The organism is Actinospica durhamensis (genome assembly GCF_018139695.1).
GTDB lineage: Bacteria > Actinomycetota > Actinomycetes > Streptomycetales > Catenulisporaceae > Actinospica > Actinospica durhamensis.
This window is the reverse complement of sequence record NZ_JAGSOG010000017.1, coordinates 36,081-61,862: the sequence shown is the minus strand read 5'-3', so window position 1 is coordinate 61,862 and position 25,782 is coordinate 36,081. Positions and strand designations below refer to the sequence as shown.

Annotated in this window: 23 protein-coding genes; 9 read left to right on the top strand and 14 right to left on the bottom strand. The window is 72.7% G+C overall.

The features are described 5' to 3' along the window. Positions 1 to 305 (bottom strand): anti-sigma factor family protein (locus KDL01_RS06270; RefSeq protein ID WP_212527380.1); only part of this gene is annotated, 305 nt, incomplete at its 3' end. Next, on the bottom strand, positions 302 to 904 hold the full coding sequence (locus KDL01_RS06265; protein ID WP_307846138.1) for a sigma-70 family RNA polymerase sigma factor: 603 nt from the start codon (positions 902 to 904) through the stop codon (positions 302 to 304). The genes KDL01_RS06265 and KDL01_RS06270, both read right to left, overlap by 4 nt. Positions 905 to 1,149: 245 nt before the next feature. Between KDL01_RS06265 and KDL01_RS06260 the strand changes: the two genes are divergently transcribed. Together KDL01_RS06260 and KDL01_RS06255 are read left to right on the top strand one after the other, a co-directional pair. Further along, positions 1,150 to 1,773, top strand: a complete 624-nt coding sequence (locus KDL01_RS06260) for an ArsR/SmtB family transcription factor (protein WP_212527378.1) — start codon at positions 1,150 to 1,152, stop codon at positions 1,771 to 1,773. 2 nt (positions 1,774 to 1,775) lie between these two features. After that, positions 1,776 to 2,495, top strand: a complete 720-nt coding sequence (locus KDL01_RS06255; protein ID WP_212527377.1) for an SRPBCC family protein — start codon at positions 1,776 to 1,778, stop codon at positions 2,493 to 2,495. 41 nt (positions 2,496 to 2,536) lie between these two features. On the opposite strand, the gene mmuM is transcribed toward KDL01_RS06255, so the two are convergent. After that, positions 2,537 to 3,646 (bottom strand): homocysteine S-methyltransferase, encoded by a 1,110-nt coding sequence (mmuM, locus tag KDL01_RS06250; protein ID WP_212527376.1) that lies wholly within the window; start codon positions 3,644 to 3,646, stop codon positions 2,537 to 2,539. 230 nt (positions 3,647 to 3,876) lie between these two features. After that, positions 3,877 to 5,148: a low temperature requirement protein A gene (locus tag KDL01_RS06245; RefSeq protein WP_212527375.1), complete on the bottom strand. Its 1,272-nt coding sequence runs from the start codon at positions 5,146 to 5,148 to the stop codon at positions 3,877 to 3,879. A gap of 213 nt (positions 5,149 to 5,361) precedes the next feature. On the opposite strand from KDL01_RS06245, the gene KDL01_RS06240 reads away from it, so the two are divergent. After that, positions 5,362 to 6,720: a glycoside hydrolase family 6 protein gene (locus KDL01_RS06240; protein WP_212527374.1), complete on the top strand. Its 1,359-nt coding sequence runs from the start codon at positions 5,362 to 5,364 to the stop codon at positions 6,718 to 6,720. Positions 6,721 to 6,799: 79 nt separating this feature from the next. Here the strand turns inward: KDL01_RS06240 and KDL01_RS06235 are convergent, their stop codons facing one another. From KDL01_RS06235 to KDL01_RS06220, 4 genes are all read right to left on the bottom strand, one after another. Further along, positions 6,800 to 8,746 carry a cellulose binding domain-containing protein gene (locus tag KDL01_RS06235; RefSeq protein ID WP_212527373.1) on the bottom strand — a complete coding sequence of 649 codons (1,947 nt, stop codon included), beginning with the start codon at positions 8,744 to 8,746 and terminating at the stop codon, positions 6,800 to 6,802. 148 nt (positions 8,747 to 8,894) lie between these two features. Further along, positions 8,895 to 9,626 (bottom strand): cupin domain-containing protein, encoded by a 732-nt coding sequence (locus KDL01_RS06230; RefSeq protein ID WP_212527372.1) that lies wholly within the window; start codon positions 9,624 to 9,626, stop codon positions 8,895 to 8,897. Beyond that, positions 9,623 to 11,695: a DUF6807 family protein gene (locus KDL01_RS06225; RefSeq protein ID WP_212527371.1), complete on the bottom strand. Its 2,073-nt coding sequence runs from the start codon at positions 11,693 to 11,695 to the stop codon at positions 9,623 to 9,625. Before KDL01_RS06225 ends, KDL01_RS06230 begins: the two co-directional genes overlap by 4 nt. Positions 11,696 to 11,962: 267 nt before the next feature. Then, the gene (locus KDL01_RS06220) at positions 11,963 to 13,018 is read right to left on the bottom strand and encodes a LacI family DNA-binding transcriptional regulator (protein ID WP_307846136.1); all 1,056 of its coding nucleotides are present in this window, start codon (positions 13,016 to 13,018) and stop codon (positions 11,963 to 11,965) included. Between the two features lie 178 nt (positions 13,019 to 13,196). On the opposite strand from KDL01_RS06220, the gene KDL01_RS06215 reads away from it, so the two are divergent. Genes KDL01_RS06215 through KDL01_RS06200 form a run of 4 tightly spaced genes read left to right on the top strand, consistent with a single transcriptional unit; the run spans position 13,197 to position 18,982 of the window. After that, positions 13,197 to 14,528: an extracellular solute-binding protein gene (locus KDL01_RS06215; RefSeq protein WP_307846135.1), complete on the top strand. Its 1,332-nt coding sequence runs from the start codon at positions 13,197 to 13,199 to the stop codon at positions 14,526 to 14,528. Beyond that, positions 14,525 to 15,466 carry a carbohydrate ABC transporter permease gene (locus KDL01_RS06210; protein WP_212527370.1) on the top strand — a complete coding sequence of 314 codons (942 nt, stop codon included), beginning with the start codon at positions 14,525 to 14,527 and terminating at the stop codon, positions 15,464 to 15,466. Before KDL01_RS06215 ends, KDL01_RS06210 begins: the two co-directional genes overlap by 4 nt. Positions 15,467 to 15,471: 5 nt before the next feature. After that, the gene (locus tag KDL01_RS06205) at positions 15,472 to 16,380 is read left to right on the top strand and encodes a carbohydrate ABC transporter permease (RefSeq protein WP_246576028.1); all 909 of its coding nucleotides are present in this window, start codon (positions 15,472 to 15,474) and stop codon (positions 16,378 to 16,380) included. A gap of 58 nt (positions 16,381 to 16,438) precedes the next feature. Next, positions 16,439 to 18,982, top strand: a complete 2,544-nt coding sequence (locus KDL01_RS06200; protein ID WP_212527368.1) for a beta-xylosidase/alpha-l-arabinosidase — start codon at positions 16,439 to 16,441, stop codon at positions 18,980 to 18,982. A gap of 187 nt (positions 18,983 to 19,169) precedes the next feature. On the opposite strand, the gene KDL01_RS06195 is transcribed toward KDL01_RS06200, so the two are convergent. After that, on the bottom strand, positions 19,170 to 19,985 hold the full coding sequence (locus KDL01_RS06195; protein ID WP_212527367.1) for a methyltransferase domain-containing protein: 816 nt from the start codon (positions 19,983 to 19,985) through the stop codon (positions 19,170 to 19,172). A gap of 87 nt (positions 19,986 to 20,072) precedes the next feature. Beyond that, positions 20,073 to 20,792 carry a Clp protease N-terminal domain-containing protein gene (locus KDL01_RS06190; RefSeq protein WP_212527366.1) on the bottom strand — a complete coding sequence of 240 codons (720 nt, stop codon included), beginning with the start codon at positions 20,790 to 20,792 and terminating at the stop codon, positions 20,073 to 20,075. Between the two features lie 86 nt (positions 20,793 to 20,878). Here KDL01_RS06190 and KDL01_RS06185 point away from each other — a divergent pair, with 86 nt between their 5' ends. Further along, positions 20,879 to 21,523: a DNA-3-methyladenine glycosylase gene (locus tag KDL01_RS06185; protein WP_212527365.1), complete on the top strand. Its 645-nt coding sequence runs from the start codon at positions 20,879 to 20,881 to the stop codon at positions 21,521 to 21,523. 229 nt (positions 21,524 to 21,752) lie between these two features. Here the strand turns inward: KDL01_RS06185 and KDL01_RS06180 are convergent, their stop codons facing one another. Beyond that, positions 21,753 to 22,946, bottom strand: coding sequence for an RtcB family protein (locus tag KDL01_RS06180; protein WP_212527364.1), 1,194 nt, complete (start codon positions 22,944 to 22,946; stop codon positions 21,753 to 21,755). A gap of 372 nt (positions 22,947 to 23,318) precedes the next feature. Between KDL01_RS06180 and KDL01_RS06175 the strand changes: the two genes are divergently transcribed. Further along, positions 23,319 to 23,633, top strand: a complete 315-nt coding sequence (locus KDL01_RS06175; RefSeq protein WP_212527363.1) for an L-rhamnose mutarotase — start codon at positions 23,319 to 23,321, stop codon at positions 23,631 to 23,633. Positions 23,634 to 23,666: 33 nt separating this feature from the next. Here the strand turns inward: KDL01_RS06175 and KDL01_RS06170 are convergent, their stop codons facing one another. From KDL01_RS06170 to KDL01_RS06160, 3 genes are read right to left on the bottom strand one after another with little or no spacing between them, the layout of a single operon-like run. After that, positions 23,667 to 24,440, bottom strand: coding sequence for a class I SAM-dependent methyltransferase (locus KDL01_RS06170; RefSeq protein ID WP_212527362.1), 774 nt, complete (start codon positions 24,438 to 24,440; stop codon positions 23,667 to 23,669). A 49-nt stretch (positions 24,441 to 24,489) separates the two neighbouring features. Continuing rightward, positions 24,490 to 25,287, bottom strand: coding sequence for a GNAT family N-acetyltransferase (locus KDL01_RS06165; protein WP_212527361.1), 798 nt, complete (start codon positions 25,285 to 25,287; stop codon positions 24,490 to 24,492). Further along, positions 25,262 to 25,750, bottom strand: coding sequence for a MarR family winged helix-turn-helix transcriptional regulator (locus tag KDL01_RS06160; RefSeq protein ID WP_212527360.1), 489 nt, complete (start codon positions 25,748 to 25,750; stop codon positions 25,262 to 25,264). The genes KDL01_RS06165 and KDL01_RS06160 overlap by 26 nt, the downstream gene beginning before the upstream one ends. Positions 25,751 to 25,782: the final 32 nt, after the last annotated feature.

The window sequence follows — 25,782 nt, the reverse complement described above, 5'->3', positions numbered from 1 at the left end:
GTCGGGGCCGGGCGCGTGGCGGGCTGCGCGGCGTCGGCCAGGCCGGCCCGCGCGCGCAGGCGCTCCCACATCGCCGGGTCGGGCCCGGCGAGGTGTGCGGCGGATCGTCCGTCCGCCGCCTCGAAGGCCTCGGCCGGTACCGTGGCCAGCAGGCCGGCCGCGGAGCTCAGCTCCGCGTACTGCGCCTGGCACACCGGACAGGTGCCCAGGTGCCGGCGCAGGGCCTGCGCCTCGTCCGGCTCGAGTGCGCCGACCACATAGGCGCCGAGCTCCGCGAGCCAGGGGTGGAACTCTTCTTCGGTCATCGGGTCAGCCCCCTTTCCGCACAGGCCGACCGCAACGCGCGCAGCGCGTAGTACGTGCGGGACTTCACGGTCCCCGGAGGCACGCCGAGCGTCTTGGCCGCCTCCGCCACCGTGGCCCCTCGATAGTAGGTCTCCACCAGCACCGAACGGTGTTCCGGGCTGAGCGCCTCGAGCACCTCGGCCACCTGCAGGGCGTCCAGGCTGCGGTCGAACGCGTCCTCGCCGGGATCGGGCACCGAGGAGGCCCAGTCCTCGCCGAGCCGCTCCGAGGCGATCTCGCGCGGCCTGGCCTGGCGGGCCCGGGCGGCGTCGATCACCAGGTTGCGCGCCACCGCGAACAGCCACGCGCGCACCGAGCCCTTGGCCGGGTCCAGTGCGTCCGGGTGCGTCCAGGCACGCAGCAGCGTCTCCTGCACGATGTCCTCGGCCGCCTGCCGATCGCCGTGCGTCTGGCGCAGCACGTAGCCGAACAGCTGGCCGCCGTACTGGTCGTAGAGCGCACGCAGCCGCGCCTCGTCCGCGCGCGCGGCGTTTCCGGACGCGCCGGACCCGCCGTCCTGCGCGCCGGACGCGCGTGCTCCGCCGAATGAGCGCTTCACCAGCTCCGCTCCGGTCCGGGGGTCTGAGTGTTCGACCATAGTATCCGGGGCGGCCGGGGCGAAGACGGTTCCGGCACTCCCGCGTGTGCTCACACCCCTGTGCACGGCGCCCGACGCCCGGCGGTTCACCTCGCCGCGCGCCCGCGCACGCCCGCCGCCCCGGCGACGACGTGCGCCGCGGCCGGACGCCGTCCGACAAATTCTCCTGCCTTGACGGGAATTATTGTCGGTGGCAGCCTTGAGACATGCAGGAGATCGCCGTCATCGCCGACCCGGGAGCCGCGTGCAGCGCGCTCGACCCGGTCCGTTCCCGGCTGCTGGCTGCGCTGACCGAGCCGGGCTCGGCCAGCACCGTGGCCAAGCGGGTCGGACTGACCAGGCAGAAGGCCAACTACCACCTGCGCGACCTGGAGGAGCACGGCCTGGTCGAGCTGGTCGAGGAACGCCGCCGCGGGAACATGGTCGAGCGGGTGCTGCGCGCCAGCGCCCCCGCGTTCGTGATCTCCCCGGCCGCCCTGGCCGAGCTCGCCCCCGATCCCGACCGGTCTCCGGACCAGCTCTCCGCCCGCTGGCTGCTCGCGCTCTCCGCGCGGCTGCTGCGCGAGGTGGGGGAGTTGGTGCGCGGGGCGCGCAAGGCGGGCAAGCCGCTGGCCACCTTCGCCGTGGACGGCGAGGTCCGCTTCGCCAACGCCGCCGACCGGGCCGCGTTCGCCGAGGAACTGGGACTGGCGGTGCGCGAACTGGTGGCGCGCTACCACGACGAGGGCGCGCCGGGCGGCCGCAGGCACCGCGTCATCGTAGCTTTGCATCCGAGCCTCACCGCGACTCCGGAGACCTCGCCCCCGCCACCCGAAACCCCCGAGGAGTGAGCATGTCCCAGCAGTTCGAAGTACGCCGCGAAGTGGTGCTGCCGGCCACGCCCGAACAGGTCTTCGCCGCCGTCACCCGGGAGACCGCCGCCTGGATGTTCCCGGTGGAGACCTCGCCCTCAGTCGGCGGCCTCGGCCCGGAGGACCCGAAGGTCAAGGTCTGGAGCCCGCCGGAGCACGTGCACATCCGGGTGGAGGGGCCCGAGGAGTTCTTCAACGCCCTCGACTACCTGATCGAGGGCCGGGACGGGGGCGTGGCCGTGCTGCGCTACGTGCACTCCGGCGTGCTGATGCAGGACGACTGGGAGGACCAGTACGACGGCATCGGCGCGCACACCGACTTCTACCTGCACAGCCTGGGCCAGTACCTGGAGTTCTTCGCCGGCCGCCCGGTCGCGTACGTGGCCGTGGCCGGGCCCAAGGCCTCGGCCGAGCCCGGCTCGGTCGGCCCGCTCAAGACGGCGCTCGGCCTGACCGAGCAGAGCCGGGTGGGCGACCCGGTCTCGCTGGAGGTCCCCGGCTACGGCTGGGTCGAATCCGTGCTCGACTATCTGACCCCGCACTTCGTCGGCCTGCGCTGCCCCGACTCGCTCTACCGCTTCTACGGCCGGGACGCGTTCGGCGGCACGGTCGACGCGGCGCACCACCTGTTCGCCGAGGACGTCGACACAGCCGCCGCGACCGCCGCCTGGCAGGCCTGGCTGGACGGCGTCTACGCGTAGCGCGGGCGCCCGACGGCGCGTCAGTTCGGCGCGTGAGCGGCTCAGCGGCGCAATGCGCGGGGTCGGGCGAACTTCGCCCGGCTCCGCTCCACGAACGCGACCGCCTCCGCCGTGCCCGCGCTCGCCCCCGCGCCCGAGCCGCCGCCCGCACCGCCGCTGGTGTACGTGTCCTGTGACGCCGCGCGCACCGCCGCGGCCACCTCGCCGATCGCGGCCGGGCCCACCCGGCAGCAGCCGCCGATCAGCCGGGCCCCGGCGCCGATCCAGTCGCGCACCAGGCCGGCGTCGAACGAGGACTCCTCGTGCCAGGAGCGCGCCTCGGCGTCCCAGACCTCGCCGCTGTTCGGGTAGACCACCACCGGCTTGCCGGTGACCGCGCCCGCGATCTCCACCGCCGCGCGCACGTCCTGCGGCGTGCAGCAGTTCACGCCCACCGCGACCACCTCGTCCACGTCCGCGGCGAGCGCGAAGGCGTTGCTCAGGGCCTGTCCGGCCCGGGTGCACGCGCCGGTCGCGCTCAGCGAGAGCCAGCACGGCACGCCGGACCCGCGCACCAGATTCATCAGAGCCCTGGCTTCGTCCGCGTCCGGGATGGTCTCCAGCGCCAGCAGGTCGGGCCCGGCGGCGATCAGCGTCTCGAGCCGCGGGGCGTGGAAGGCCTCGAGTTGCGCCACCGAGAGCCCGTAGCGGCCGCGGTACTCCGAGCCGTCGGCCAACACCGCGCCGTACGGCCCGACCGACGCCGCCACCCACCGGCCCCGCGGCGCCGCTCCGGCGCGCAGGTCGCCCTCGTCCGCGTCCCGCTGCGCCCGCCTGGCCAGCTCCACGCTGCGCCGCAGCAGCGCCGCGGCCTGCTCCCGGCCGATGCCGCGGGCCGCGAAGCCCGGGAAGCTGGCCTGGTAGCTCGAGGTGATCGCCACCTGCGCGCCCGCGGCGAAGTACGCCGCGTGCGCCGCGGTGATCTGGTCCGGGTCGTCCGCGAGCAGCCGGGCCGACCAGAGCGCGTCGCGCAGATCCTGGCCCTGCGCCTCGAGTTGGTTGGACAGTCCTCCGTCGAGCACGATCGGCCCGGCGGCCAGCGCCTGGGCGAAGCTCGGCGCCGCGGCCGGAGTGGGCGCGGGAGCCGCGGCGGCCTGGTCGGTGGCGACCACGATTTCCTCCTCAGGGGTCTTACGGCGGTGCTGCGGACGTCGGGGTGGCCCGCTCCGAACCACTCACAGGACATGCGATGTCCCGGATGTCAGACGATTCGATCGTAACCCGCGCTGATCTTGGTGTACGGGCGGCGCGGCGCCGCGAGGCAGCGCAGTCCCCCGTTCTGCGCAGCACGCCCCCGTGCGGTCAAACGGCCCTGTGGCGTCGCTGGGTGGTGCCGTGCGGGTCAGGCGGAGGCGTGCCGGGGCCAGGGCAGCAGCAGGAGCGGCCGGCCGGTGCGCACCCGCCAGTCCTCGACCAGATGCAGCGTCAGCAGGATCGCGTCGTTGACCGCCAGCGTCGCCCAGCCGGGCAGCAGCGGCGCGGTGCACGCGCAGGCCGCGGCCAACACCGTGGCCGCCGCGCGCAGGGTGCCCACGCCGCCGAACATCTTGTGGCGGTTGTGGCAGAAGGCGAGGATGTAGAGCGCCACGCCCAGGCCGGCCAGGTACGCGGTGACCCCGTGCGGGTGCCGGGTCGGCTCGGCCACCAGCACGGACGAGCCGGCGGCCGTCAGCAGCACTCCGGCGGCCAGCAGCAGGTGGCCGTAGCTGAACACGTCGCGCACGATCCTGGTCTGGATCACGGTGGTACGCATGGCGAACTCGATCGCCGGCATCGCCATCGGGAAGTACGCCCACCACAGTCCGGCGGCCAGCACGAAGGCCAGGATCAGCGCGATCACCACGGCCGGGCTCATCGTGTGCGCGGCCGCCTGGGAGCCGATCGTCGCGATCGTCTCGCCCAGCACGATGATCACGAAAAGGCCGAAGCGCTCCGGCAGATGGGCCGGTTCCCAGCGCATGTGCGCGAAGCGGCGCGGGCGCACGGCCGTGGACCCGATCTCCACGCACGCCGCCAACAGCCAGATCCACACCCGGAAGGGGTTCGGCGTCAGGCCGCCGATCACGTACAGCGGCGCGCCGATGAACAGGCTGACGGTGAACGGGTCCAGCCGCAGCCCGAACACGCCGCGAGCCCGCATCGGCACGCCCAGCAGAACCCGGACACACAGGTACGACAGCCCGAAGAACACCCCGCGCGCGCCGTACGCCCCGGCCACACAGGTCGACATGAGCAGGGCGCCGAGCGCGATACCGAGCAGCAGCAGGTGCTTGCGGGCCGGCGTCATCCGCAGCCCGTTGAACAGCAGCGCGGTACCGACCCAGCCCCACCAGAACGGGATCAGCAGCAGCAGCGAGCGGCCGAGCGCGCCCCAGTCCGGGGCCAGCTGCAGCTGTCGGGAGACGTCGGTGACCGCGAGCGCGACGACGAGGTCGAAGAAGCACTCGGCCCAGCTCACCCGCTGCCCGCCCTCGGCCTCGCCCTGCGCGGATCCGGCCGTCTCCGGCCCGCCCGCCGCGGCGTCGGCAGGTTCGCGCAGGCCCGGCGCCGCGGACGCGTCCGCGCGGAATTCTTCGGATTCGTCGGTCAGTTCGAGGGATTCGGACTCGGACACGTCCCCGATTATGCCGTCGGCCGCCGGGCCGGGGTGTGAAAGTTTCACGCCCCGGCACCGGGCCGGCGGCTCCCGCGCCCTCGTCGCGGCCGGTCCGGCCGCTCCCGCCGGTCGGCTCGGCTCAGAGTGTTGACATCGCGCGCGCAGACCGTAGCGTCACCGCGTCGTCACCAGTTTTCGTCCACCCCGCGAGGGACAGATCGAGGAGTTGTGTTGCAGCCTCCCAAGCATCCCCGGGCCCGCACGCGCCGCCCGGCCCTACTGGCCGCGCTCGCCCTGGCCGCGCTCGGCGTCTGCGCGGTTCCCGGCTCGGCCCAGGCCGCCGCGTCCAGCGCGGACGGCCACACGCTGCCGGCGCACGCGCGCCTGTTCGTGCCGCCGCCCACCAGCGCCGCGGTGAGCCAGATCGTGCAGCTGGCCAAGGGCGGCGACCTCAAGGACGCCGCGCTGCTGACCACGATGGAGGCCACCCCGCAGGCCGTGTGGTTCACCGGCGGCACGCCCGACCAGGTGCGCACGCAGGTGCACCAGACCATGGTCGAGGCCGCGCTGGAGAACGCCGTCCCGGTCCTGGTCGCCTACGACATCCCGGGTCGTGACTGCGCCCAGTACTCGGCCGGCGGCGCGCTCGACGCGGCCTCCTACGAGGCCTGGATCTCGGCCTTCGCGGCGGGAATCGGCGACGGCAACGCCGTGGTGATCCTGGAGCCCGACGCCCTGGGCAACCTGCCGTCCAACTGCGGCGGCTTCGGCACCGGCACGTACCCGTTCACCGACGCCGACCGCTACGCCGAGGTCGACGACGCCGTCGGCGCGCTCGAGGCCAAGCCGAACACCGACGTCTACCTCGACGGCACGCACAGCGGCTGGCAGTCGGTCGGCACCATGACCCAGCGGCTCCTGCTCGGCGACGTGCAGCAGGCGCAGGGCTTCTACCTGAACGTCTCGAACTACCAGCCGGACAACGAGCTGACCGACTACGGCCAGTGGATCTCCGACTGCATCGCCATCACCACCGACCCCTCGCACTGGGCCTACGGCAACCCCGGCGACTGCGCCAGCCAGTACTACCCGGCGACGCAGAGCGACTTCAGCACCTGGGACCTGACCACGCAGTGGTACGCGGCCAACATGGACGGCGCCGTGGCCGCCACCCACTACGTGATCGACACCAGCCGCAACGGCCAGGGCCCGAACGCCATGGCCGCCTACGCCGCCGCGCCCTACAACCAGTCGGCCTCGGTGATCTCCACGCTGGTGTCGGGCAACTGGTGCAACCCGCCGGCCTCCGGCCTCGGCCTGCGCCCGACCGCGCAGACCGGCGTGCCGCTGCTCGACGCGTACCTGTGGGTCAAGACCCCGGGGCAGTCCGACGGCCAGTGCGACGCCGCGGGCGGCGTGCGCGCCTGGGACTACTCCGCCTACACCCAGACCGGCTGGCCGACCGACACCGCGGACCAGAGCCTGTTCGACCCGCTGTGGGGCCTGACCGACCCGGCCGCGGGCGCCTGGTTCCCGCAGCAGGCGCTGCAGCTGGCGCAGGAGGCGAACCCGCCGCTGCTCGGACACTGACGCGCACACGACAGTGCCCTGCCGGACCGGTGGTCTGGCAGGGCACTGTCATTGTCGTGGTGCGGGAGCGGGCCGGGTGCTAGGTGGCGCAGGTCACGCCGTTGAGCGAGAACGCCGTGGGTACGGCGTCACTGTTCGTCCAGGTGCCCTGGAAGCCGAAGCTGGTATTGCCCCCTGGACTGATCGAGGCGTTGTAACTCTCGTTGGTCGCGGTTATCGCCTCGCCGCTCTGACTGGTCACCGCGTTCCAGGCATTGGTGATCTTCTGATCCCCGGGGAACGTGTACTTCAGTGTCCAGCCATTGATCGCGGACGAGCCGTTGTCGGTGATCACCACGTTCGCGGTGAAGCCGCCGGCCCACTGCGAGGTGGTGGAGTACTGCACGGTGCACGAGGCGCCGCTGGTCGCGCTGGCGCTCGCGCTCGCGGACGGCGAGGCCGAGGCCGACGCCGAGGCGGACGGGGACGCGGAGGCCGAGGCGGACGCGGACGGCGAAGCGGACGCCGAGGCGGAGGCCGACGCCGAGGCGCTGGAGCTGCCGCCGTTGCTGATCACGAAGGTCTCGAGCGAACGGGCCGGGACGCTGGCGGTGAAAGCGCCGCCGCTGACCGCGATCGAGGACTGCGTCGCCGCGTTGTTGGAGCCGTTGGTCAGCACCGGAACCGCGGTGCCGTTGGTGATCCCGGTGCCGCTGAGGGTGTAGCCGACGGTGTCGGCGGCGGTGCCGGTGTTGAGCGCGACCACGGCGATGGTGCCGTCCGGGTTCTTGAACGCGCTCAGGTCCAGCGCGCTGTTGCTGGTCGTGGTGGCGATGCGCACCGCGCCCGGCTTGATGTAGCGGCTGTAGTTGGCGAAGGCCCACAGCCGCCCGGCCGGGGTGACCGTGCTGCCGTTGATCTCCAGCAGGCCCTCGTTGTCACCGTTCTCCGACGGGGTCGTGCTGCCCCACCAGTAGAGGAAGGCGCTGAGGTTGGCCGAGGTCAGGCCCTTGTAGATGTTCGTCGCCCAGGTCAGTCCGGAGGCGTCGGTGTTGTCGTCCCAGGCCGGGTCCCAGGTCTCGAAGGTGGACCACTCGGTCTCCCACGCGGGCTTGCTCCAGCCGCTCAGGGCCGAGGCGGGCGCCTGGGTGTAGCCGTGGCTGGTGAACACCTTCGTGTACTGGTTCGCGGTCGAGTCGGCCTCGATCGCGGCGGCGTAGGTCTGCGCGTAGTCCCAGCCCTCGGTCGCGCAGCACTCGACCTGGGTGGACAGGCCGGAGTTCGCGATCGTCGGGCCGAGGGTGTCGAGCAGCTGGGCCGTCTGGGACGCGCTCAGCTGCATGCTGTCGTAGCTGGTGGAGAGGTTGGCCTCGTTCTCCGGGCCGATGTAGGTGAGCGGGTCCCCGGCGGCCGCGTAGTCCGCCGCGTACTGCTCGAGGTAGTTGGAGTACGCCTGCACCCAGTTGCCGCTGCTGCAGGTCGCGCCGGTCAGACCGCACACGGCGCCGCCGTTGTCGGCGGAGTCGTTGGTCTTCATGAACGCCGGGGCGCTCCACGCGTCGGCGAACACGTTGGTCACGCCGTAGTCCGCCTTGATCTGCTGGGCGAACCAGAGCTGGCCGGCGTCCTGGCTGATCGAGGCGAGCGAGGCGTAGGCGGGAGTCGCGGTCGGGCTGGACGGGGCGGTCGGCTCGATGGTGGCGCCCGAGTCGGCGCTGACCTCGTTGCGCAGCATGTTGAGGCCGGCGCCGGTGGTCGGGCTGTAGAGGTCAGCCAGCACCGCCTGCTGCACGGCGCTGGAGGAGTTCATCACCGTCTGGGCCTCACCGAAGGCCTCGGAGGCGCCGAACCCGGTGATGGTCTGGTATGTGGTGGCGCCGTTGATGGTGGCGGAGTCGGCCGCGAAGGCCTTGTGCGCGCCGCCGAACACGACCAAGCCGGCGATGACGGCCACCGCGGTGGTGGCGGCCGTGGCCCGGAAGGCGCGGGCCCGCTGCACCGCCGGTGCTCGGACCGGCCGTGGTTCGGCCAGGCTGCTGTCAAGCATGGGGTTCTCCTTTCGTTAGCCCGGGACGCTAGGGCGAACGCCCGCGAATGCCAACAAATCCTGACGAAACCCCGTGAAGTGCCTGATGAGCTCCTGGAAACTTTCACGCCCTGCCTCGGCCCGCCCCGGCCCGGCCGCACCGGGTGCGTCAGGGTACTTCCAGCGTGTAGCGGTCGAGGCGGCCGCACATCCCGAAGGCGCGCGCCTCGGGCGCGCCCGAGGCCTCGACGCCGAGCCCGGCGCCGAGCAGGTGCTCGATCCGGCCTTCGCGCAGCGCCGCGAGGTGCCCGGCGGTGCGCTGCGCGGCGGCCAGGGCGCCGTCGCGCCAGACCGCTTCCCAGGCCTCGAACCGGTCCGCGCGCAGGGCCGTCGCGGCCCGGTAGAACTCCTCGAGGACCGCGTGCTCGCCCGCGGCCACCGCCTCGGCCAGCCGAAGGTACCCGGTCACGGCCAGATCCCGCCGCCGCAGCGCCTGCGCCTCGTCCCGGGCCGTCGCCGCGTCCTGATACGCCTCGGGGTCGGCCAGGATCTCCGGCGGGAAGGTCAGCACGGCGTCGCCCGCCTCGGGCAGCCCGCTGTTGTCCATCAGCACGACGGCACGCAGCGCCCCGTCCCGGTTCACCGCGCGGTGGATGGTGCCGGGGCCGAACCAGGCCACCGTTCCGGCACGCAGCGGCGTGCGGAGGGCACCGGTGGCGGTGAGCGTGTGCAGCTCGCCCTCGCCGCCGACCACGAGGTAGGACTCGGTGCAGGCGAGGTGCACGTGCGGGGAGCCGCCGCACAGCCCGTCCGGCGCGGCCTGCCGGTAGACCGAGAGCCCTGATACCGCCGTGCCGCCGGGGAATCCGGGCCGCCGCGAGGCCGGCCCCGCCGCGTTCACCAGGGCCGCCCGGACAGGTGCGCCTCGATCGCGGCCCGGTCCCAGGCGCCGTCGGCCACGGTCAGCCGGTAGCGGCGGGCCAGCGTCTCGTCCGCGGGCAGCTCCAGCGCCTCGAAGAACGCGAGCGACGGGTTGACCGCGGCGAACGGCTCGGCCCGCACGAACCAGTGCGGGTCGCCGCCCGGGGTGTCGGGGGCGGCCCGGAACAGCAGCGTGGCCTGGCCGTCGCGGTCGTCGAAGCTGCCGGTGTAGCCGAGCCAGGGCGCGGTCCTGCCCATCACCGCGGGCCCCTCGAGCCCGCCCCCGGCCAGGATCCGCCCGCCGGCGAACGAGCGCGGGCCGCGCCAGAAGAACCCGGTGTAGCCGGCCAGTTCGCGCCCGGCCACGGTCGGGCTGCCGAACTCCAGCGTGCGCCCGCTGACGTTGCGCAGCGCGGTGTCGAACTCGAGCGTCCAGTGCCCCTCGTCCGGATCGACGTCGACCACGCGCACCCGGCGTTCCTCGCGCAGCACCCGCTCGCCGGCCGCGGTGACCCAGTCCACTGACTCGGTGAATCCGAGCCCTGTGCCATCCGGCTCGGCGAAGCCGTCGTGCTCGAGTCGGCCGACGTTCGGCAGCACCACGTAGCCGCCGTTCGGCGCGCCGTGCACGTAACTGACGCCGCCCCAGAAGTTCTGGCCGGACAGGTGCGAGGCCGTCATCGCCAGACCCTTGTGCCAGCGGTGGTCGTGCGGCCGGTGCGTGGTGACCACGCCGCCCGAGAGCGTGCGCAGCGGGTGGAAGTACGGCGCCGGGCACTCGAACGGGTCGATCGCGGGCCGGTAGTGGTAGCGCAGCAGCTCGGTTCCGGCCGCGTGCACGCAGATCCGGGCCGCCGCGGCGTCGTGGCTCAGCCGCGGGGCGTGCTTGGCGGCGCCGAGGTCGACGCCGGAACCGTCGCCGCCGCTCGCGCCGCCCCCGTCCAGCCGGTGGTAGAACGGGTCGTGCGGGCCCAGATCCGCGCGCCGCACCGGCAGCCCGGTGGCCGCGGACCGGTAGATCGCGGTGATCAGCTCCAGTGCCGCCCGGCCCTCGGCTCCGCTCAACGGCGGCCGCTCACCGCGTTCCCACGCGCCCACCAGATGCGCCAGCTGCGCCGTGTGCGAGCTCGGTATGTCCGTGCCCTGATCTGCCCAGGCCGCGGCGGCCCCGGTCGGCGCGGCGTCGGGCGCGGGGGTGAAGGTCCAGTCGGCGTCCCGGTAGCCGTAGAGGTGGCGCACCTCCACGCTGGCCCGGGTGAAGTCGAAGCGCAGGTAGCTCTCCTCGCGCGGCGAGAGCACGCTGTTGAGCACGGTCGCCACGGCCCCGGAGGCGAAGCGCACGACCGCCGCCGAGACGTCCTCGGTCTCCACCGGCCGATCCAGCGTCGCGGTGACCGCCCGCACCTCGTCCCACTCGCCGAGCACGGCGAGCATCAAGTCCATCTGGTGGATGCCGTGTCCCATGGTGGGACCGCCGCCCTCGGTCTCCCAGCGGCCGCGCCACGGCACCTCGTAGTACGCCGGACCGCGGTACCAGGCCGTGACGCACTGCGCGACCAGCGCCCGGCCCAGGGTTCCGGCGCGGGCCAGCCGGGCCAGGCGCAGCCCGGCCGCGCCGAAGCGGTGCTGGAAGACCACGGAGGCGTAAGGGCCCGAAGGTCCCTCGGCCGCGGCGATCCGGTCGTACTCGGCCAGCGAACGCGCCGGGGGCTTCTCGATCAGCACCCAGGCACCGGCGGCGAGGCACCGCACGGCGTCCGGCGCGTGCGCGGCCGGCGGGGTGCACAGGTGGACCAGGTCGGGCCGGTCGAGCGCGAGCATCTCGTCCACCGAGGCACGCGCGGCCGGGATCGCGTGCCGCGCGGCGAAGTCGGCGAGCCGCCCGGCATCGGTGTCCACCACCGACACGAGGTCCACCCGCGGCCCCAGCGCGCGCAGCGCGGGCAGGTGCGCAAGTTCCGCGATCGAGCCGGTGCCCACGAGCGCCACCCGGGCCGCCGGCCGCGTCGGTGTGGCCAGGGCGGACAGCGGCGGGTCCGAGTCTTGCACCGAGACCTCCGAATGTTTCGGTACGAGTTTCGAGTCGGCCGCTTGGAAATTACGCCGCGCTCGGGCGAACGTCAACCGCGCGGCGCGGCGAATTCCCTGATCCCGTCGAGGGAATGCGGAGATCGGCGCGGCGAATGATCTCGGAAATGCGCAGGTGTGCGCCCGCAGCCCGTGGATAAAGCCCGCGCTGTGCGCACCCTGAGATTCTCGGCGGGTGCGCCCGGCGCGGGCCGGGCGGTGCGGGTCCTGCGGTGGGCGCGGGCGCGCTCAGGGCTTGCGCGGCGCGGCCGTGCTCGCGCGTTCGACCAGTTCGGTGGCCAGTTCGATGCGCAGCGCGGAGGGGCGCCGGCCGCGGGCGAGGTCGATCACGATCCGGGCGGCGGCCGCGGCCATCTCGGCCAGCGGCTGGCGCACCGTGGTCAGCGGCGGTCCGACCCAGCGGGCCGCGGGCAGGTCGTCGAACCCGACCACGCTCAGGTCCTGCGGGATGCGCAGGCCGAGCTCGCGGGCCGCCTCGTACAGGCCGAGGGCCTGCAGGTCGTTGCCCGCGAACACCGCGGTGGGCCGGTCCGGCAGCCGCAGCAGCTCGCGCCCGCAGGCGTATCCGGCCTCGTGGTGGAAGTCGCCGGCCCGCACCAGGCTCGGATCGAACCGGATCCCGGCGGTCTCGAGCCCGGCCCGGTACCCGTCCACCCGGGCCCGGCTGCACAGCATCGTCTCCGGCCCGGCCAGCACCCCGATCCGGCGGTGGCCGAGTTCGAGCAGGTGGCGGGTGGCGGCCAGGCCGCCCTGCCAGTTGGTCGCGCCCACGGCCGGCACCTCGGCCTCGAGGTCGCCCGCCGGGTCGATCACCGCGAACGGGATGTCCCGGGTGGCCAGCTGTTCGCGCTGGGCCGGATCCAGCTTCGCCAGCACCAGCAGCACGCCGGTGGGCCTGCGGGCGAGCACGCCGTCGAGCCAGGACTGGCCCGGGATCATCCGGCCCGCGGTCTGCGAGAGCACCAGGCTCAGGCCCTCGTCGTGCGCCACCTGCTCGGCGCCGCGGATCACCTCCATCGCCCAGGCGCTCTCGAGCTCGTGGAACACCAGGTCGAGCAGCGGCGCGGCCTGCACCGCGCGGCGCCGGTAGCCGTACTCCCGCAGCAGCTCCTCGACCCGTTCCCGGGTCGCCGGGGCGACGTCGGCCCGGCCGTTGAGCACCTTCGAAACAGTCGGGGCCGAGACACCGGCGGCCCGGGCGATGTCGGCCAGCGTGGCCGTCTCGCCCGGCGCGCCGTCGGCGGCGCCCGCTTGCGGCCGAATGGGAGTCACAGGTGAGGTCACAGCTTGGATCGTAGCTTGTGTTCCGCTCGTGTGCGCCCCGTCCGGAAGGATCGGTGCTGAGATCTAATCGTGTCTGATCCATCAGGGCCCTGCCCTTGACGTCGAAACCTCCCCTCGCTAATTTGCCAGCAACATTCGGGAATGAACTCGAAATTATCGGCGATTTGCGAGGTGCTTTGTGACAACGAAGTCGAAGCGCAACCCGATCCTCCGTAAGCGCGGGTTGCGCGCGGCCCTGGCGCTCGGCCTGGGTGCGGCACTGTCCCTCGGCGCGTCCGGCTGCAGTTCCTCCTCCACCGGCGCCGGGGGCGGCCAGATCGTCGTGTACACCTACGGCGACAACTCGACCAACATCCAGCAGGCGGCCGTCGACGCGTTCAACAAGACCTCGACGGTCAAGGTCAAGCTCGTCCAGGTGCCGGGCAACGACTACTCGCCCAAGCTGCGCACCGTGATGACCTCCTCCAGTGCGCCCGACGTGTTCTTCAACTGGGGCGGCGGCAGCATCGCGCCGTACGTGAAGGCGAACGAGCTCGTCGACCTCACCCCGTACTTCAACCAGGCTCCGCTCAAGGGCGCCTTCCTGCCCTCCGTGGTCGCGGCCGGCGCGGTCGACGGCAAGGACTACGGCGTGCCCATGCGCGGCATGCAGCCGGTGATCCTGTTCTACAACAAGACCCTGTTCGCCCAGTACAACCTGCAGCCCCCGAACACCTGGGCCGCCATGCAGGCCGCGATCACGACGTTCAAGGCACACGGCGTCATCCCCTTCGCCCTCGGCGGCGCCGACAACTGGCCCGACCTGATGTGGCTCGAGTACATGCTCGACCGCGTCGGCGGCTCGGGCGAGTTCACCAAGATCCAGAACGGCGACTCCTCCGGCTGGACCGACCAGGCCATGACCACCTCGCTCACCGACATCCAGCAGCTGATCCAGGAAGGCGCGTTCGGCACCAAGTTCACCTCCACCAGCTACACCAACAACGCGGCGCCCGCCCTGCTGGGCAGCGGCAAGGCCGCGATGCAGCTGATGGGCTCCTGGGACTACGCGAACCAGCTGAGCAACTACCCGAACTTCGCCAAGAGCGAAGAGGGCTTCACCACCTTCCCGGACGTGGCCGGCGGCACCGGCAACCCGGCGGACGTGGTCGGCAACCCGACCAACTTCTGGTCGATCAACGCCAAGACCAAGTACCTGAGCACCGCGGTCGCCTTCGTGCAGTACATGGCCTCCGACACCTACACCAAGGCGCTGCTCGCCGGCGGCTGGATCCCGACCGCCACCACCACCTCCAGCCTGCTCTCGAGCTACCCGAACCCCGCCTTCGGCCAGTTCCAGTACCAGATGGTGCAGCAGGCCCCGTCCTTCCAGCTCTCCTGGGACCAGGCGCTGCCCACCGCCGTCGGCACCCCGCTGGACACCGAGGTCGGCAAGTTCTTCGCCGGCCAGGTCTCGGTGAGCCAGTTCGAGTCCGACATGCAGACCACCCAGAAGAACGCAGGCTCATGACCCTCGCTGCCACCAGCGGCAAGCCGCGGCCCCAGCGCCACGGCGCGGGCGCACCCGCTCGAGTGGGTCGCCCGCGCCTGGCCTGGGCGCTGCCCGGCTTTCTGTTCTTCGCGCTCTTCGCCGTCGTGCCGATGCTCTACGCGGTCTACCTCTCCTTCTGCGGCAACTGGAGCGGCATCGGCTCCCCGCAGCTGAGCGGCGCCGGCAACTGGACCCGCCTGTTTCAGGACTCGAGCATCCGCCAGGCCACCCGGCTGACGGTCGAGCTGACCGTGCTCAGCTGGGTGTTCCAGACCCCGGTGGCCATGCTGATCGGGGTGTGGGCGGCCGGGAAGCAGCGCAACAGAGCCGTGCTCGCGGCCCTGTTCTTCATCCCCCTTGTACTGTCAAGCACGGCCATCTCGCTGCTGTTCAAGGCGCTGCTCGACCCGAACTTCGGCCTCGCGCCCTCGATCGGGCCGTGGATCGGCTTTCCCGACGGCAACATCCTCGGCTCCACGAACGGCGCGCTCATCGCCCTGGTGTTCGTCGGCGGCTGGCAGTTCATGCCCTTCCACACCCTGATCTACCAGGGCGGGGCGCGGGCGATCCCGAAGTCCTTCTACGACGCGGCCGCGATCGACGGGGCCGGGCGAGTGGCGCAGTTCGTGCACATCACCCTGCCGCAGCTGCGCAACACCATCACCACCTCCTCGGTGCTGATCGTGGTGGGCTCGCTGACCTCGTTCGAGACCGTCTTCCTGCTCACCCAGGGCGGCCCGGGCGCGGCCACCTCCACGCTCTCCTGGGTGATGTACCAGAACGCCTTCGACGACTTCAACTTCGGCTACGCCTGCGCCCTGGGCGCCGGCCTGGTCGTGGTCTCCACCGTGCTCTCGCTGCTGATGGTCCGGCTCTCCGGCTTCGGCTCCATGCGCAGTACCCGGGAAGGGGCGTGATCCGCTTGGCCGTCGAGACCACACCGCGCACCGGCGCGCGTGCCTCCTGCGCCGCCGGTCCCGGGCGGCGCAACCGCCCGGGCCTGGCCGACCGGCTGCGCCGCGACAACCCCGCGGCCGCACTGGCCGCCCTGCTCTGGCTGGCGATCGTGATCGTGCCGATCTACGTCATGATCAACGCCTCGTTCCAGTCGCAGAGCTCTGCCCTGGGCGGCGACCTGCTGGTGCCCACCACGCACCCGACGCTGCAGAACTACAAGCTGGCCTTCCAGAACGGCTTCATGCACCTGCTGTTCAACACGGTCGTGGTCACCGTGGCCACGATCGTGCTGGTGCTCGGGCTCAGCGTGCCGCTCGCCTTCGCCATCGTGCGCGCCCGCGGCCGGCACAGCTCCCTGCTGGTGTTCCGGATCTTCCTGCTGGGCCTGGCCATCCCGGCCCCGGTCATCCTGGTCCCGCTCTACGTCATGGTCTCGAAGATGGGCCTGTACGACACGCTGTGGGCGATCATCCTGCCCACCGTGGCGTTCGCGATGCCGGTGACGCTGCTGGTGCTGGTCGGCACGATGCGCGACATCTCGGAGGAGCTCTACGAGGCGATGGCGCTCGAGGGCGCCACCCCGGCCCGGATGCTGTTCAAGCTGGTGATCCCGCTCTCCCGGGGCGGGATCAGCACCGTGGCGGTCTTCAGCGGCCTGTCGGCCTGGAACGGGCTGCTGTTCCCGCTGATCCTGACCCAGTCGCCGCAGAACGAGGTGCTCACCACCGGCCTGTGGAGCCTGAGCAGCGAGTACGGGGTGGACATCCCGGCCATGCTCGCGGCGCTGACCCTGGCCGGGATCCCCATGCTCGTGCTCTACCTCGCCGCACGACGCGCCCTGATCAGCAGCGTCGTGGGCTTCGGCGGCAGATGACGCGGCGACCGGCCACCCCTACGTCCCCGCCCCGCACACTGAGAGGAACCGCGGCCCGATGACCACCGCGCCCGAATCCGCCCGCCCCGCCCGCGCCGCGTCCAGCCCGGACGCCGCGGGCGACGACCCGCAGGACCCGAGCACGCCACCGGACTGGCGCCGGGTCGAGCTCCCGGCCCGGCAACGGGTCGCCGACCTCGTCGCCCGGATGACGCTGGCGGAGAAGTGCGCCCAGCTCTACGGGGTCTGGGTCGGGGCCGACGCCGAGGGCGGCGAGGTCGCCCCGCACATGCACGAGAACCTGGCCGAGCAGGTGGACCTGGAGGAACAGGCCAAGCTGGGCCTCGGCCAGCTCACCCGGCCCTTCGGCACCGCCCCGGTGGACCCGGCGCTCGGCGCGCTCTCGCTCGCCCGGACGCAGCGTTCGATCATGGCGGCCGGCCGCTTCGCCATCCCCGCGCTCCCGCACGAGGAGTGCCTGGCCGGATTCGCGGCCTGGGGGGCCACGATCTACCCGGTGCCGCTGGCCTGGGGCGCCGCGTTCAGCCCGGAGCTGGTCGGCGAGATGGGCGCGCGCATCGGCGCGGACCTGCGCATGGTGGGCGTCTACCAGGGCCTCGCGCCGGTGGTCGACGTGGTGCGCGACCCGCGCTGGGGCCGGGTGGAGGAGACCATCGGCGAGGACCCGTGCCTGGTCGCCACCATCGGCGCCGCGTACGTCAGGGGCCTGCAGTCCGGCGGAGTGGTGGCCACGCTCAAGCACTTCGCCGGCTACTCCGGCTCGGTCGGCGCGCGCAACCACGCCCCGGTGCGGGCCGGCGGACGCGAGCTCGCCGACGTCATCCTGCCCCCGTTCGAGCACGCGGTGCGCGTGGCCGGCGCCCGTTCGGTGATGCAGTCCTACTGCGAGATCGACGGGCTGCCCGCGGCCGCGGACTCCGGACTGCTGACCGGGCTGCTGCGCGACGCCTGGGGCTTCGACGGCACGGTCGTGTCGGACTACTTCGGTATCGGCTTCCTGCACTCGGAGCACGGGGTGGCGGCCGACGACACCGACGCGGCGCGCCAGGCCCTGGCCGCCGGCGTGGACGTGGAACTGCCGACGGTGCGCGGCTACGGGGCGCGGCTGGTGGCGGCGGTGGAACAGGGCGAGATCGCGGAATCCTTCGTGGACCGGGCGTTGTGGAGAGTGCTGATGCAGAAGTGCGAACTCGGCCTGCTCGACCCGGACTGGTCGCCGGTGCCTCCGGCGCTCGGCGGGGCGGCGGCGGTGGCGGCGACGGCGCGGGCGGAGGCGTCCGGCGCGGGCGTGGACGGCCGGGCCGAGCCGGCCGAACTCGAGCTGCCGCAGGTCACCCCGGGCACCGTGGACCTCGACAGCGCGGCGAACCGGGCGCTGGCGCGCCGGGTGGCCGAGGAGTCGATCGTGCTGCTCGAGAACCGGGCCGGCCTGCTTCCACTGGACCCGGCCTCGCCGGGCCGGCCGGGCTCGCGCGGCATCGCCGTCGTGGGCCCGCTGGCCGATCAGGCCTCGGCGATGCTCGGCTGCTATTCGTTCCCGGCGCACGTCGGCCCGAACCACCCGGAGACCCCCGTCGGCGTGCGGATCCCCACCGTGCTCGAGTCGCTGCGCGGCCAGTGGCCCGGCGTCGAACTGCGCACGGCTGCCGGCTGCGAGGTCCTCGGCCCGCTCGATCCGGACGAGGTCCAGCGCGCGCTCACCGCCGCGCGCGAGGCGGACCTGTGTATCGCCGTGCTCGGTGACCGGGCCGGCCTGTTCGGCCGCGGCACCTCCGGCGAGGGCTGCGACGCCGCGGACCTCTCGCTGCCGGGGGAGCAGGGCGCGTTCCTCGACGCCCTGATCGAGACCGGCACCCCGATTGTGCTGGTGCTGATGACGGGTCGGCCCTACGCCCTCGGCCGCTACGCCGGCCGGCTCGCCGCGATCGTGCAGGCGTTCTTCCCCGGCGAGGAGGGCGGCCCCGCGGTCGCCTCCGTGCTCGGCGGCCGGGTCAACCCCTCGGGCCGGCTTCCGGTGAGCGTCCCGCGCGGCGAGGGCGGCCAGCCGTGGACGTACCTGCAGCCGCCGCTGGGCCTGGCGAGCACGATCAGCAGCGTCGACCCGACGCCGCTCTACCCGTTCGGGCACGGCCTGAGCTACACCGAGTTCGCCTGGGAGCAGTGCACGGTCTCGGCCGCGCAGGTCCCGGTGGACGGCGAATTCGAGGTCGAACTCACCGTGCGCAACACCGGCGGCCGGGACGGGAGCGACGTGGTCCAGCTCTACCTGCACGACCCGGTGGCGCAGACCACCAGGCCGCGGGCGCGCCTGATCGGCTTCGCCAAGGTGGCCGTCCCGGCGGGCGAGGCGCGCCGGGTGCGTTTCAGCTGCCACACCGACCTGACCTCGTTCACCGGCCGGGCCGGGCGGCGCATCGTCGAGCCCGGCGACATCGAACTGTGGGTCGCCGCCTCCAGCGCGGACGAGGCCGTGCGCCACCGGCTACCGGTCCGGCTCGTCGGCGAGGTCCGCGACGTCGATCCCCGTGCCCCGCACCGGATCGCCGGCGAGACGCGGATCTCGAACGCGGCCGTCGAATAGCCCTACTCGAGCGCCGCGGCGTGGGGCCGCGGCGCGCGACGGCGGGCCGACCTCGTGGGTCGGCCCGCCGTGTCGTGCCGTGACCCGGATCGTGCGGTGTGAGGAGGACACCGCTCACCGCGCGATCCGGGCCGACTCAGGTCCCGCGCCGGACCGAGACGGGGCCGGTGCGGGATGTCCTGCCGCGTCAGACGCGGCAGAGGATCTCCCCGTGCGGGATGCCCACCCAGCCGTCCTCGTCCGCGGCCCACTGCAGCCAGCCGTCGGCCAGCCGCTGCAGCTGCTCCGGGGTGGCCAGGCCGCCGTCCACCGCCATGCGGGCGAAGTCCGACTTGGTCACGCGCTCGGCCCACATCCCGCCCCACCACTCGCGCTCGGCCGGGGTGTTGTAGCACCACATCGAGGCGCTCGCGGTGATCTGCTCCTCGGCGAATCCGGCCTGCCGGGCCCAGGACTTCAGGTACCGGCCGGCGTCCGGCTCGCCGCCGTTGGCGCGGGCGACCGCGCAGTACAGCTCCAGCCACTCGTCCAGGACGGGCAGCCGCGGGTTCCAGAAGAAGGCGCTGTAGTCGCTGTCGCGCGCCGCCACCACCCCGCCCGGGCGGGTGACCCGGCGCATCTCGCGCAGCGCGCCGACCGGGTCGCCGACGTGCTGCAGCACCTGGTGCGCGTGCACCACGTCGAAGCTGTCGTCGGGGAAGTCCAGGGAGTGGACATCGCCGACCACGAACTGGGCACGGTCGGCGACGCCCTTCTCGCCGGCGTAGTACGTGGCCTGACTCAGTACGCTCTCGGCCCGCTCGAGGCCGACCACCCGGCCCGGCGCCACCAGCTGCGCGAGATCCGCCGTGATGGTGCCCGGACCGCAGCCCACGTCCAGCACCGTCAGGCCGGAGCGCAGGTGGGGGAGCAGGTAGCCGCAGGAGTTGGCGGCCGTGCGCCAGGTGTGCGAGCGCATCACCGAGGCGTGGTGGCCGTGCGTGTAGGTGGCCGTCTCGGACATCTCAGCTGTCTCCTTCGAGAGCTTGTCTGGGTATGGAGACACTAACAGGCGAGTCCACTATCCGGTCAACACTGTCTCAGATTCTGATCACTCTGCCGTCTTGGCGAGGTCCGCGCGGGCCTGAACGATCCGGGCGATCTCTGCTTTGACGGTCTCGCGTAGGCGGTCCCGGTCCGCGCCGAGCTCGGCCAGGATCCGCGCGGCCGGGTACGCCTCGTCGCGCTGGAGGGCGAGCAGCAGGTGCTCGGTGCCGATGTAGTTGTGGTTGAGGTCGAGCGCCTCGTCGAGGGCGCCGCGCAGTACAGCCTTCGTCTGCGCGGAGAACGGGATCGCCCCGTCGATCGTCTCGCCGGTCGGCGGCGCCGCGGCCACCACCCGGGCGCGCACATCCTCGTGGCGGACCTCGACCCGGGAGAGCGTGATCGCGGCGAGGCTGTCTGAGGGTTCGAACAAGGCCAGCAGGACGTGCTCGGTGCCCACCGACCCGTGCCCGAGCCCGCGCGCCCGCTCGATCGCGCCCTGCACGACCTGCTGTGCCTTGGGCGTGAGGCGCTGGAACGCGGGGGTGACCCCGGTGAAGCGCTTGTGCACGGCCTGCTTGCTCACTCCGAGCGAGGCGCTGAGCTCGGCCCACGACATCCCGGCCTGCCGGCACTGGAACACGTAGTGGTCGAGCAGCCGGTCGCCGAGCTGGTTGAGTCCGGCCGCCACCTCGGCGGCCCGGGCCAGCTGGGCGGCCGGATCCCCGTCGGGGACGGCGGCGCGGACGGTCTCGATGAGGTCCGGGAGCGCGGGTTGAGGAGTCATGAGTCAACCATAAGTTGACGATTGAGGGCCGTCAACCCGAAGTTGACTCCCGATTCGCCCGGGCGCCCTCCCGTAGAGTGGAGCGCGTGTCGAGCCGGGACTTCTTCGCCAGAACTTCACTGGAGGTGGCGCCCGACCTGCTCGGATGCCTGCTGACCACGCGCTCGCCGCGCGGCGCGGTGACGGTGCGGATCACCGAGGTCGAGGCCTACGCGGGCTCGCTCGATCCCGCCTCGCACGCCTACCGCGGCCGCACGGCGCGCAACGCGGTGATGTTCGGCCCGCCGGGATACGCCTACATCTACTTCATCTACGGCATGCACTTCGCGATGAACGTGGTCTGCGCGCAGGACGGCGTGGCCGAGGCGGTGCTCGTGCGCGCGGGAGAGGTCGTCGACGGACTCGCGCTCGCCCGCGCCCGGCGCACCTCCAGCCGCGGGGACGTGGACCTCGCCCGCGGACCCGGGCGGCTGGCCTCGGCGCTGGCGCTCGACCGCACGCTCGACGGCGCCGACCTGTGCGAGGCGGGCGGAGCGCTCACCCTGGAACGCGGCAAGCCGCTCAAGCCGGAGCTCATCCGCACCGGGCCGCGCACCGGGATCAGCCGCGCCGCCGACCTGCCCTGGCGCTTCCACGTCCACGGCGACCCGACCGTCAGCCCCTACCGCCGGGCCAAATCCGCCGCGGCCGGGCCGGCCGGGCCGGTCACGGGGGCCGACGACGCCGCGTGAGGCGGACGGGAGCCGAACGGGAGCGGCGCCGCGCAGAATGTGATCCGGCGCGACGGACGCGCACGGTCACGAGCGGCGTTCTGTCGGCACACAGGGGAGCCGGCAGTGCGCGGACACCGATCGAGGGAGAGTTCGTCGGGGCGCGCAGGCGCCCGGTGGTCGGGACCCCCGTCCCCTACCACCGGGCGCGTGCGTATCGGTGCGTCCGCCCGAGCGGACCCGGTCGGCCTCAGCCCTTGACGCAGACGAGCTGGCGCAGTTCCGCCACCACCTCGACGAGGTCGGTCTGAGCCGCCATGACCTTCTCGATCGGCTTGTAGGCGCCCGGGATCTCGTCGATCACCCCGGCGTCCTTGCGGCACTCCACTCCGGCCGTCTGCCGCTCCAGATCAGTCCTCGTATACGTGCGCTTGGCCTGGCTCCGGCTCATCCGCCGCCCCGCCCCGTGCGAGGCGGAGTTGAACGCGGCGGTGTTGCCCAGGCCCTTGACGATGTAGGAACGGGTGCCCATCGAGCCCGGGATGATCCCGAACTCCCCGGCCCCGGCCCGGATCGCGCCCTTGCGGGTGACCAGGAGCTCCTCGCCCCCGTAGGTCTCCTCCGCCACGTAGTTGTGGTGGCAGGAGATGGTCTGCTCGAAGGCCGGGCGCGCGCCCTTGAACTCGCGCCCGACCACGCTCTGGAACAGCGCCATCATCACGGCGCGGTTGTAGCGCGCGTACTCCTGGGCCCAGAACAGGTCGGCCCGGTAGTCCGCCATCTGCGGGGTGTGCGCGAGGAAGACCGCGAGATCCCGGTCCACCAGGCCCTGGTTGTGCGCGAGGCCGCGGGCCACCCCGATGTGGTGGTCCGCCAGCTCCTTGCCGATGTTGCGGGAACCGGAGTGCAGCATCAGCCAGACCCGGTCCTCGCCGTCCAGGCAGAACTCGATGAAGTGGTTGCCTGAGCCGAGCGTGCCCATCTGGCCCAGGGCCCGGCCCCGACGGGCCTTGACCGCGGGGGCCAGGTCGTCGAACTCGCGCCAGAAGGCCTTCCAACGGTGCTGGTCGAAGCCGTGCAGCTTCGCCGGGTCCACCGGGTTCTCGTGCGCGCCGCGGCCGACCGGGATGGCCCGCTCGATCCGGTGGCGCAGGTGGGAGAGGTCGTCCGGCAGGTCCTTGGCCGTGAGCGAGGTGCGCACGGCGGTCATTCCGCAGCCGATGTCGACGCCGACCGCGGCCGGGCACACGGCCCCGCGCAGCGCGATCACGCTGCCGACGGTGGCGCCGATGCCGAGGTGCACGTCCGGCATCACGGCCACGCCCGCGACCTGCGGAATCGTGGTGACGTTGTAGAGCTGCTGCAGTGCCTGCGGCTCGACCGTGTCCGGATCCGCCCACAGGCGGATGGGTACGTGACGGCCCGGCAGCTCATGCATGGGCATGACAAGTCCTAGCTATGTGTGTGGGTTCAAGACTAGATCGCTCCCGCTCGCACCGCGCGTCGAGTGACGGCGGTCGGGCGGGGCGAGACGGGCGCGGCGAGGTCCGACCGGGGACTACTCACCCACCCTGATCAGGAGCCTGCGACAGTGGAGCGAGGATCGTCGCTGCAGCACTGGAGTCCTCCTTCTCAGGTCGATGTGTGGGCCGGTCCGCACCGATCGGACTCTCAGCCGCGCCGCAGTCCATTGAGCCACACCCCGCCCACCGGGGCAACGCAATTAACGCGGCCCCGCGCCCGCGGTCCGGGGCCCTCCGCTCCCCGCGCGGCCCGGCCTGTCGAGACCTCGGAGGTCTGTGATAGAAACGGCCGCATGCGAATCGCGCTGCACACCAGGGTCAGGGCCGACCGGATCGAGGAGTACGAGGCCGCGCACCGGGAGGTGCCGCCGGAGCTGACGGCGGCCATCCGCGCGGCCGGGGCGAGCAGCTGGTCGATCTGGCGCAGCGGCTGCGAGCTGTTCCACCTGATCGAGTGCGAGGACTACGGGCGGCTGCTGGCCGAGTTGGAGCAGCTGCCGGTCAACGTGACCTGGCAGGCGCGGATGGCCGAGTTGCTCGACGTGGCGCACGACTACTCGACCGACGGCGCCGAGGCCGGGCTGCCCGAGGTCTGGCGGCTGCCGTAGGTGGGCGCGGCGGCGACGCGTCCGCCGATGCGGTCAGGACCGGGCGGCCAGCGAGAGGTCGGTGCCGAACAGCACGACCGCGAGCAGCGTGCTGAACCGCTCGGTGATCCGACCATCCGGGAACAGTTCGGTGAGGATGGCGCGCTCCCGGTCCAGGAACGCCGGCATCGCGTCGCCGAGCTCTGCGATGTACGATTTCGAGGCCAGATTCGACAGGTGCGTCTCGAGCGGGATCGTGCGCTCCCATTCGAACTCGAACGCGTGCCTGGGCAGCTCCGGCTCGAGCTCGAGGTGCTCCCAGATGTAGTCCGTCGAGTGCTTGTGCCACTGCATGTTGGCCGCGGTGATCCGCTCGCCCTGCTCCCACTCCCAGCCGCTCCCGCGCGAGGTCTGGTTCCACCACAGCGCCAGCACGCCGCCCGGCCGCAGCACCCGCCGGGCCTCGGCCAGGGCGCGCGGGGCGTCCATCCAGTGCCAGGCCTGGGCATAGGTGATCAGGTCGGCGCAGGAGTCCGCGAGCGGCAGCGCGTTCCCGCTGCCCTGCACCGCCCGGACGCCGGGGCTCGCCGCGACCAGCTCGCCGAGCATCGCCCCGGACAACTCGACCGCGGTCACCCGCGCACCGCGTCCGGCCAGCGCGCGGGTGGCGATGCCGGTGCCCGCCGCGACGTCGACCACCTCCGCCCCGGCCAGCCGGCCGGCCAGTAGCTCGTCGAGCGCGTCGAAGAGCGCGTCGGGGTAGGAGGGCCGGGCCGCCGCGTAGTGCCGGGCCGTGGACTCGGAGTCGAACTTGGACTGTTCCGCCATGGCGGCAGGCTACTGGATCACCGTCGCGCTGGGCCGGTCAGCGGGCCGCTCAGCAGGCCACCGGATCGACGCGGGCCGCGTCCGGGCCGGGGACCGGCCGGTAGTGGTACGCGTGGCCGGTGGTGAAGCCCATCGAGGCGTACAGCGCGAGCGCGGGTGCGTTGTCCGAGGTCACTTCCAGCAGCGCGTCGGTGGCGCCGTGCTCCGCCGCCCAGTCCAGCAGGGTCTTGATGATGAGCCGGGCCAGTCCGCGCCGGCGGGCCTGCGGGGCGGTCTCGATCGCGGCCAGGCCCACCCAGGAGTGGTCCGGGCCGGCCAGCACGCCGCGGCCGATGGCCAGCGGGCGACCCGAGGCCTCGTCGTACACGGTGGCGTAGCAGAAGCGATCGCCTGCGCCCATGATCTGCTTGGCCTGCGGGGGGATCGTGCCCGCGCGGTAGAGCAGGGCCCAGCGCTCCTGCGGCCGATCCGCGGTGGAGATCGGGACGTTGGGGTACTCGAGCCCGGCCAGGAACGCGCGCGCCTCGGGCACCGACGCGGTCTGGCGCAGTGCCGCGGCCACGCCGTCCTCGCAGCCGTGCGCGGTCAGCATGTCGTCGAGCTCGCTGCCGATCACGGCCTGTACCAGTGCGGGCAGCTCGCGCCCGGCGTACCAGGTGCTGATGGAGACCAGGGCCGCGGGCAGTTCGCGGGTCAGCGAGCCGACCGGCCAGACCGAGTTGGCGCGGTGGGTGAAACCCGCCCCGGCGCGCAGTTCCCAGCCGTCGATGCGTTCGGTCTCGAGGTATCCCCAGCAGTCCGCGGCGACCGCGAACAGCTCATCAGCACTCGTCCTTGGTACAGGCATGAGCTAGATCATACCCAGCGCCCCGGGAGGCCACGCGGCGCAGCAGGGATCGAAGAAGCTCCTGCTCAGCCGGGGAGAGATCGGAGAGAAGCTCGGCCTCGACGGTGGCGGTGCGCTCCTGTAGGGCGCGCAGCCGCTCGTGTCCGGCCTCGGTCGCGCGGATCAGCTTGCTGCGTCGGTCGCGCGGATCGGCCAGGCGCTCGACCAGGCCGGCCCGTTCCAGGTCGTCGACCAGGTAGACCATCACCGTGCGGTCCACGCCCAGCTGCTTGGCCAGCTCCGCCTGGTTGCGCGCGCTCCCGTGGGCGGCGCCGCACAGCGCCTCGAAGCCGCGTGAACCGTGCGGCAGATCGCCGAGGACCTCGCGCATGGCCGCCAGGTGCGCGCGGAAGGACCCGGCGAGGAGCCAGGACAGGCTCTCTTCGAGTCCGGCGGGCAGGGCGGGTGCGGGGTCTTCCGGCATGTCCCCAGGGTAGCGCATTTGGCGGGGTTGAC

Excerpts from the sequence above, each read along its gene's own strand:
- KDL01_RS06260 (WP_212527378.1), top strand. The coding sequence starts at position 1,150 with ATGCAGGAGATCGCCGTCATCGCCGACCCGGGAGCCGCGTGCAGCGCG.
- KDL01_RS06255 (WP_212527377.1), top strand. The coding sequence starts at position 1,776 with ATGTCCCAGCAGTTCGAAGTACGCCGCGAAGTGGTGCTGCCGGCCACG.
- KDL01_RS06235 (WP_212527373.1), bottom strand. The coding sequence starts at position 8,746 with ATGCTTGACAGCAGCCTGGCCGAACCACGGCCGGTCCGAGCACCGGCG.
- KDL01_RS06210 (WP_212527370.1), top strand. The coding sequence starts at position 14,525 with ATGACCCTCGCTGCCACCAGCGGCAAGCCGCGGCCCCAGCGCCACGGC.
- KDL01_RS06200 (WP_212527368.1), top strand. The coding sequence starts at position 16,439 with ATGACCACCGCGCCCGAATCCGCCCGCCCCGCCCGCGCCGCGTCCAGC.
- KDL01_RS06195 (WP_212527367.1), bottom strand. The coding sequence starts at position 19,985 with ATGTCCGAGACGGCCACCTACACGCACGGCCACCACGCCTCGGTGATG.
- KDL01_RS06190 (WP_212527366.1), bottom strand. The coding sequence starts at position 20,792 with ATGACTCCTCAACCCGCGCTCCCGGACCTCATCGAGACCGTCCGCGCC.
- KDL01_RS06180 (WP_212527364.1), bottom strand. The coding sequence starts at position 22,946 with ATGCCCATGCATGAGCTGCCGGGCCGTCACGTACCCATCCGCCTGTGG.
- KDL01_RS06175 (WP_212527363.1), top strand. The coding sequence starts at position 23,319 with ATGCGAATCGCGCTGCACACCAGGGTCAGGGCCGACCGGATCGAGGAG.
- KDL01_RS06170 (WP_212527362.1), bottom strand. The coding sequence starts at position 24,440 with ATGGCGGAACAGTCCAAGTTCGACTCCGAGTCCACGGCCCGGCACTAC.
- KDL01_RS06165 (WP_212527361.1), bottom strand. The coding sequence starts at position 25,287 with ATGCCTGTACCAAGGACGAGTGCTGATGAGCTGTTCGCGGTCGCCGCG.
- KDL01_RS06160 (WP_212527360.1), bottom strand. The coding sequence starts at position 25,750 with ATGCCGGAAGACCCCGCACCCGCCCTGCCCGCCGGACTCGAAGAGAGC.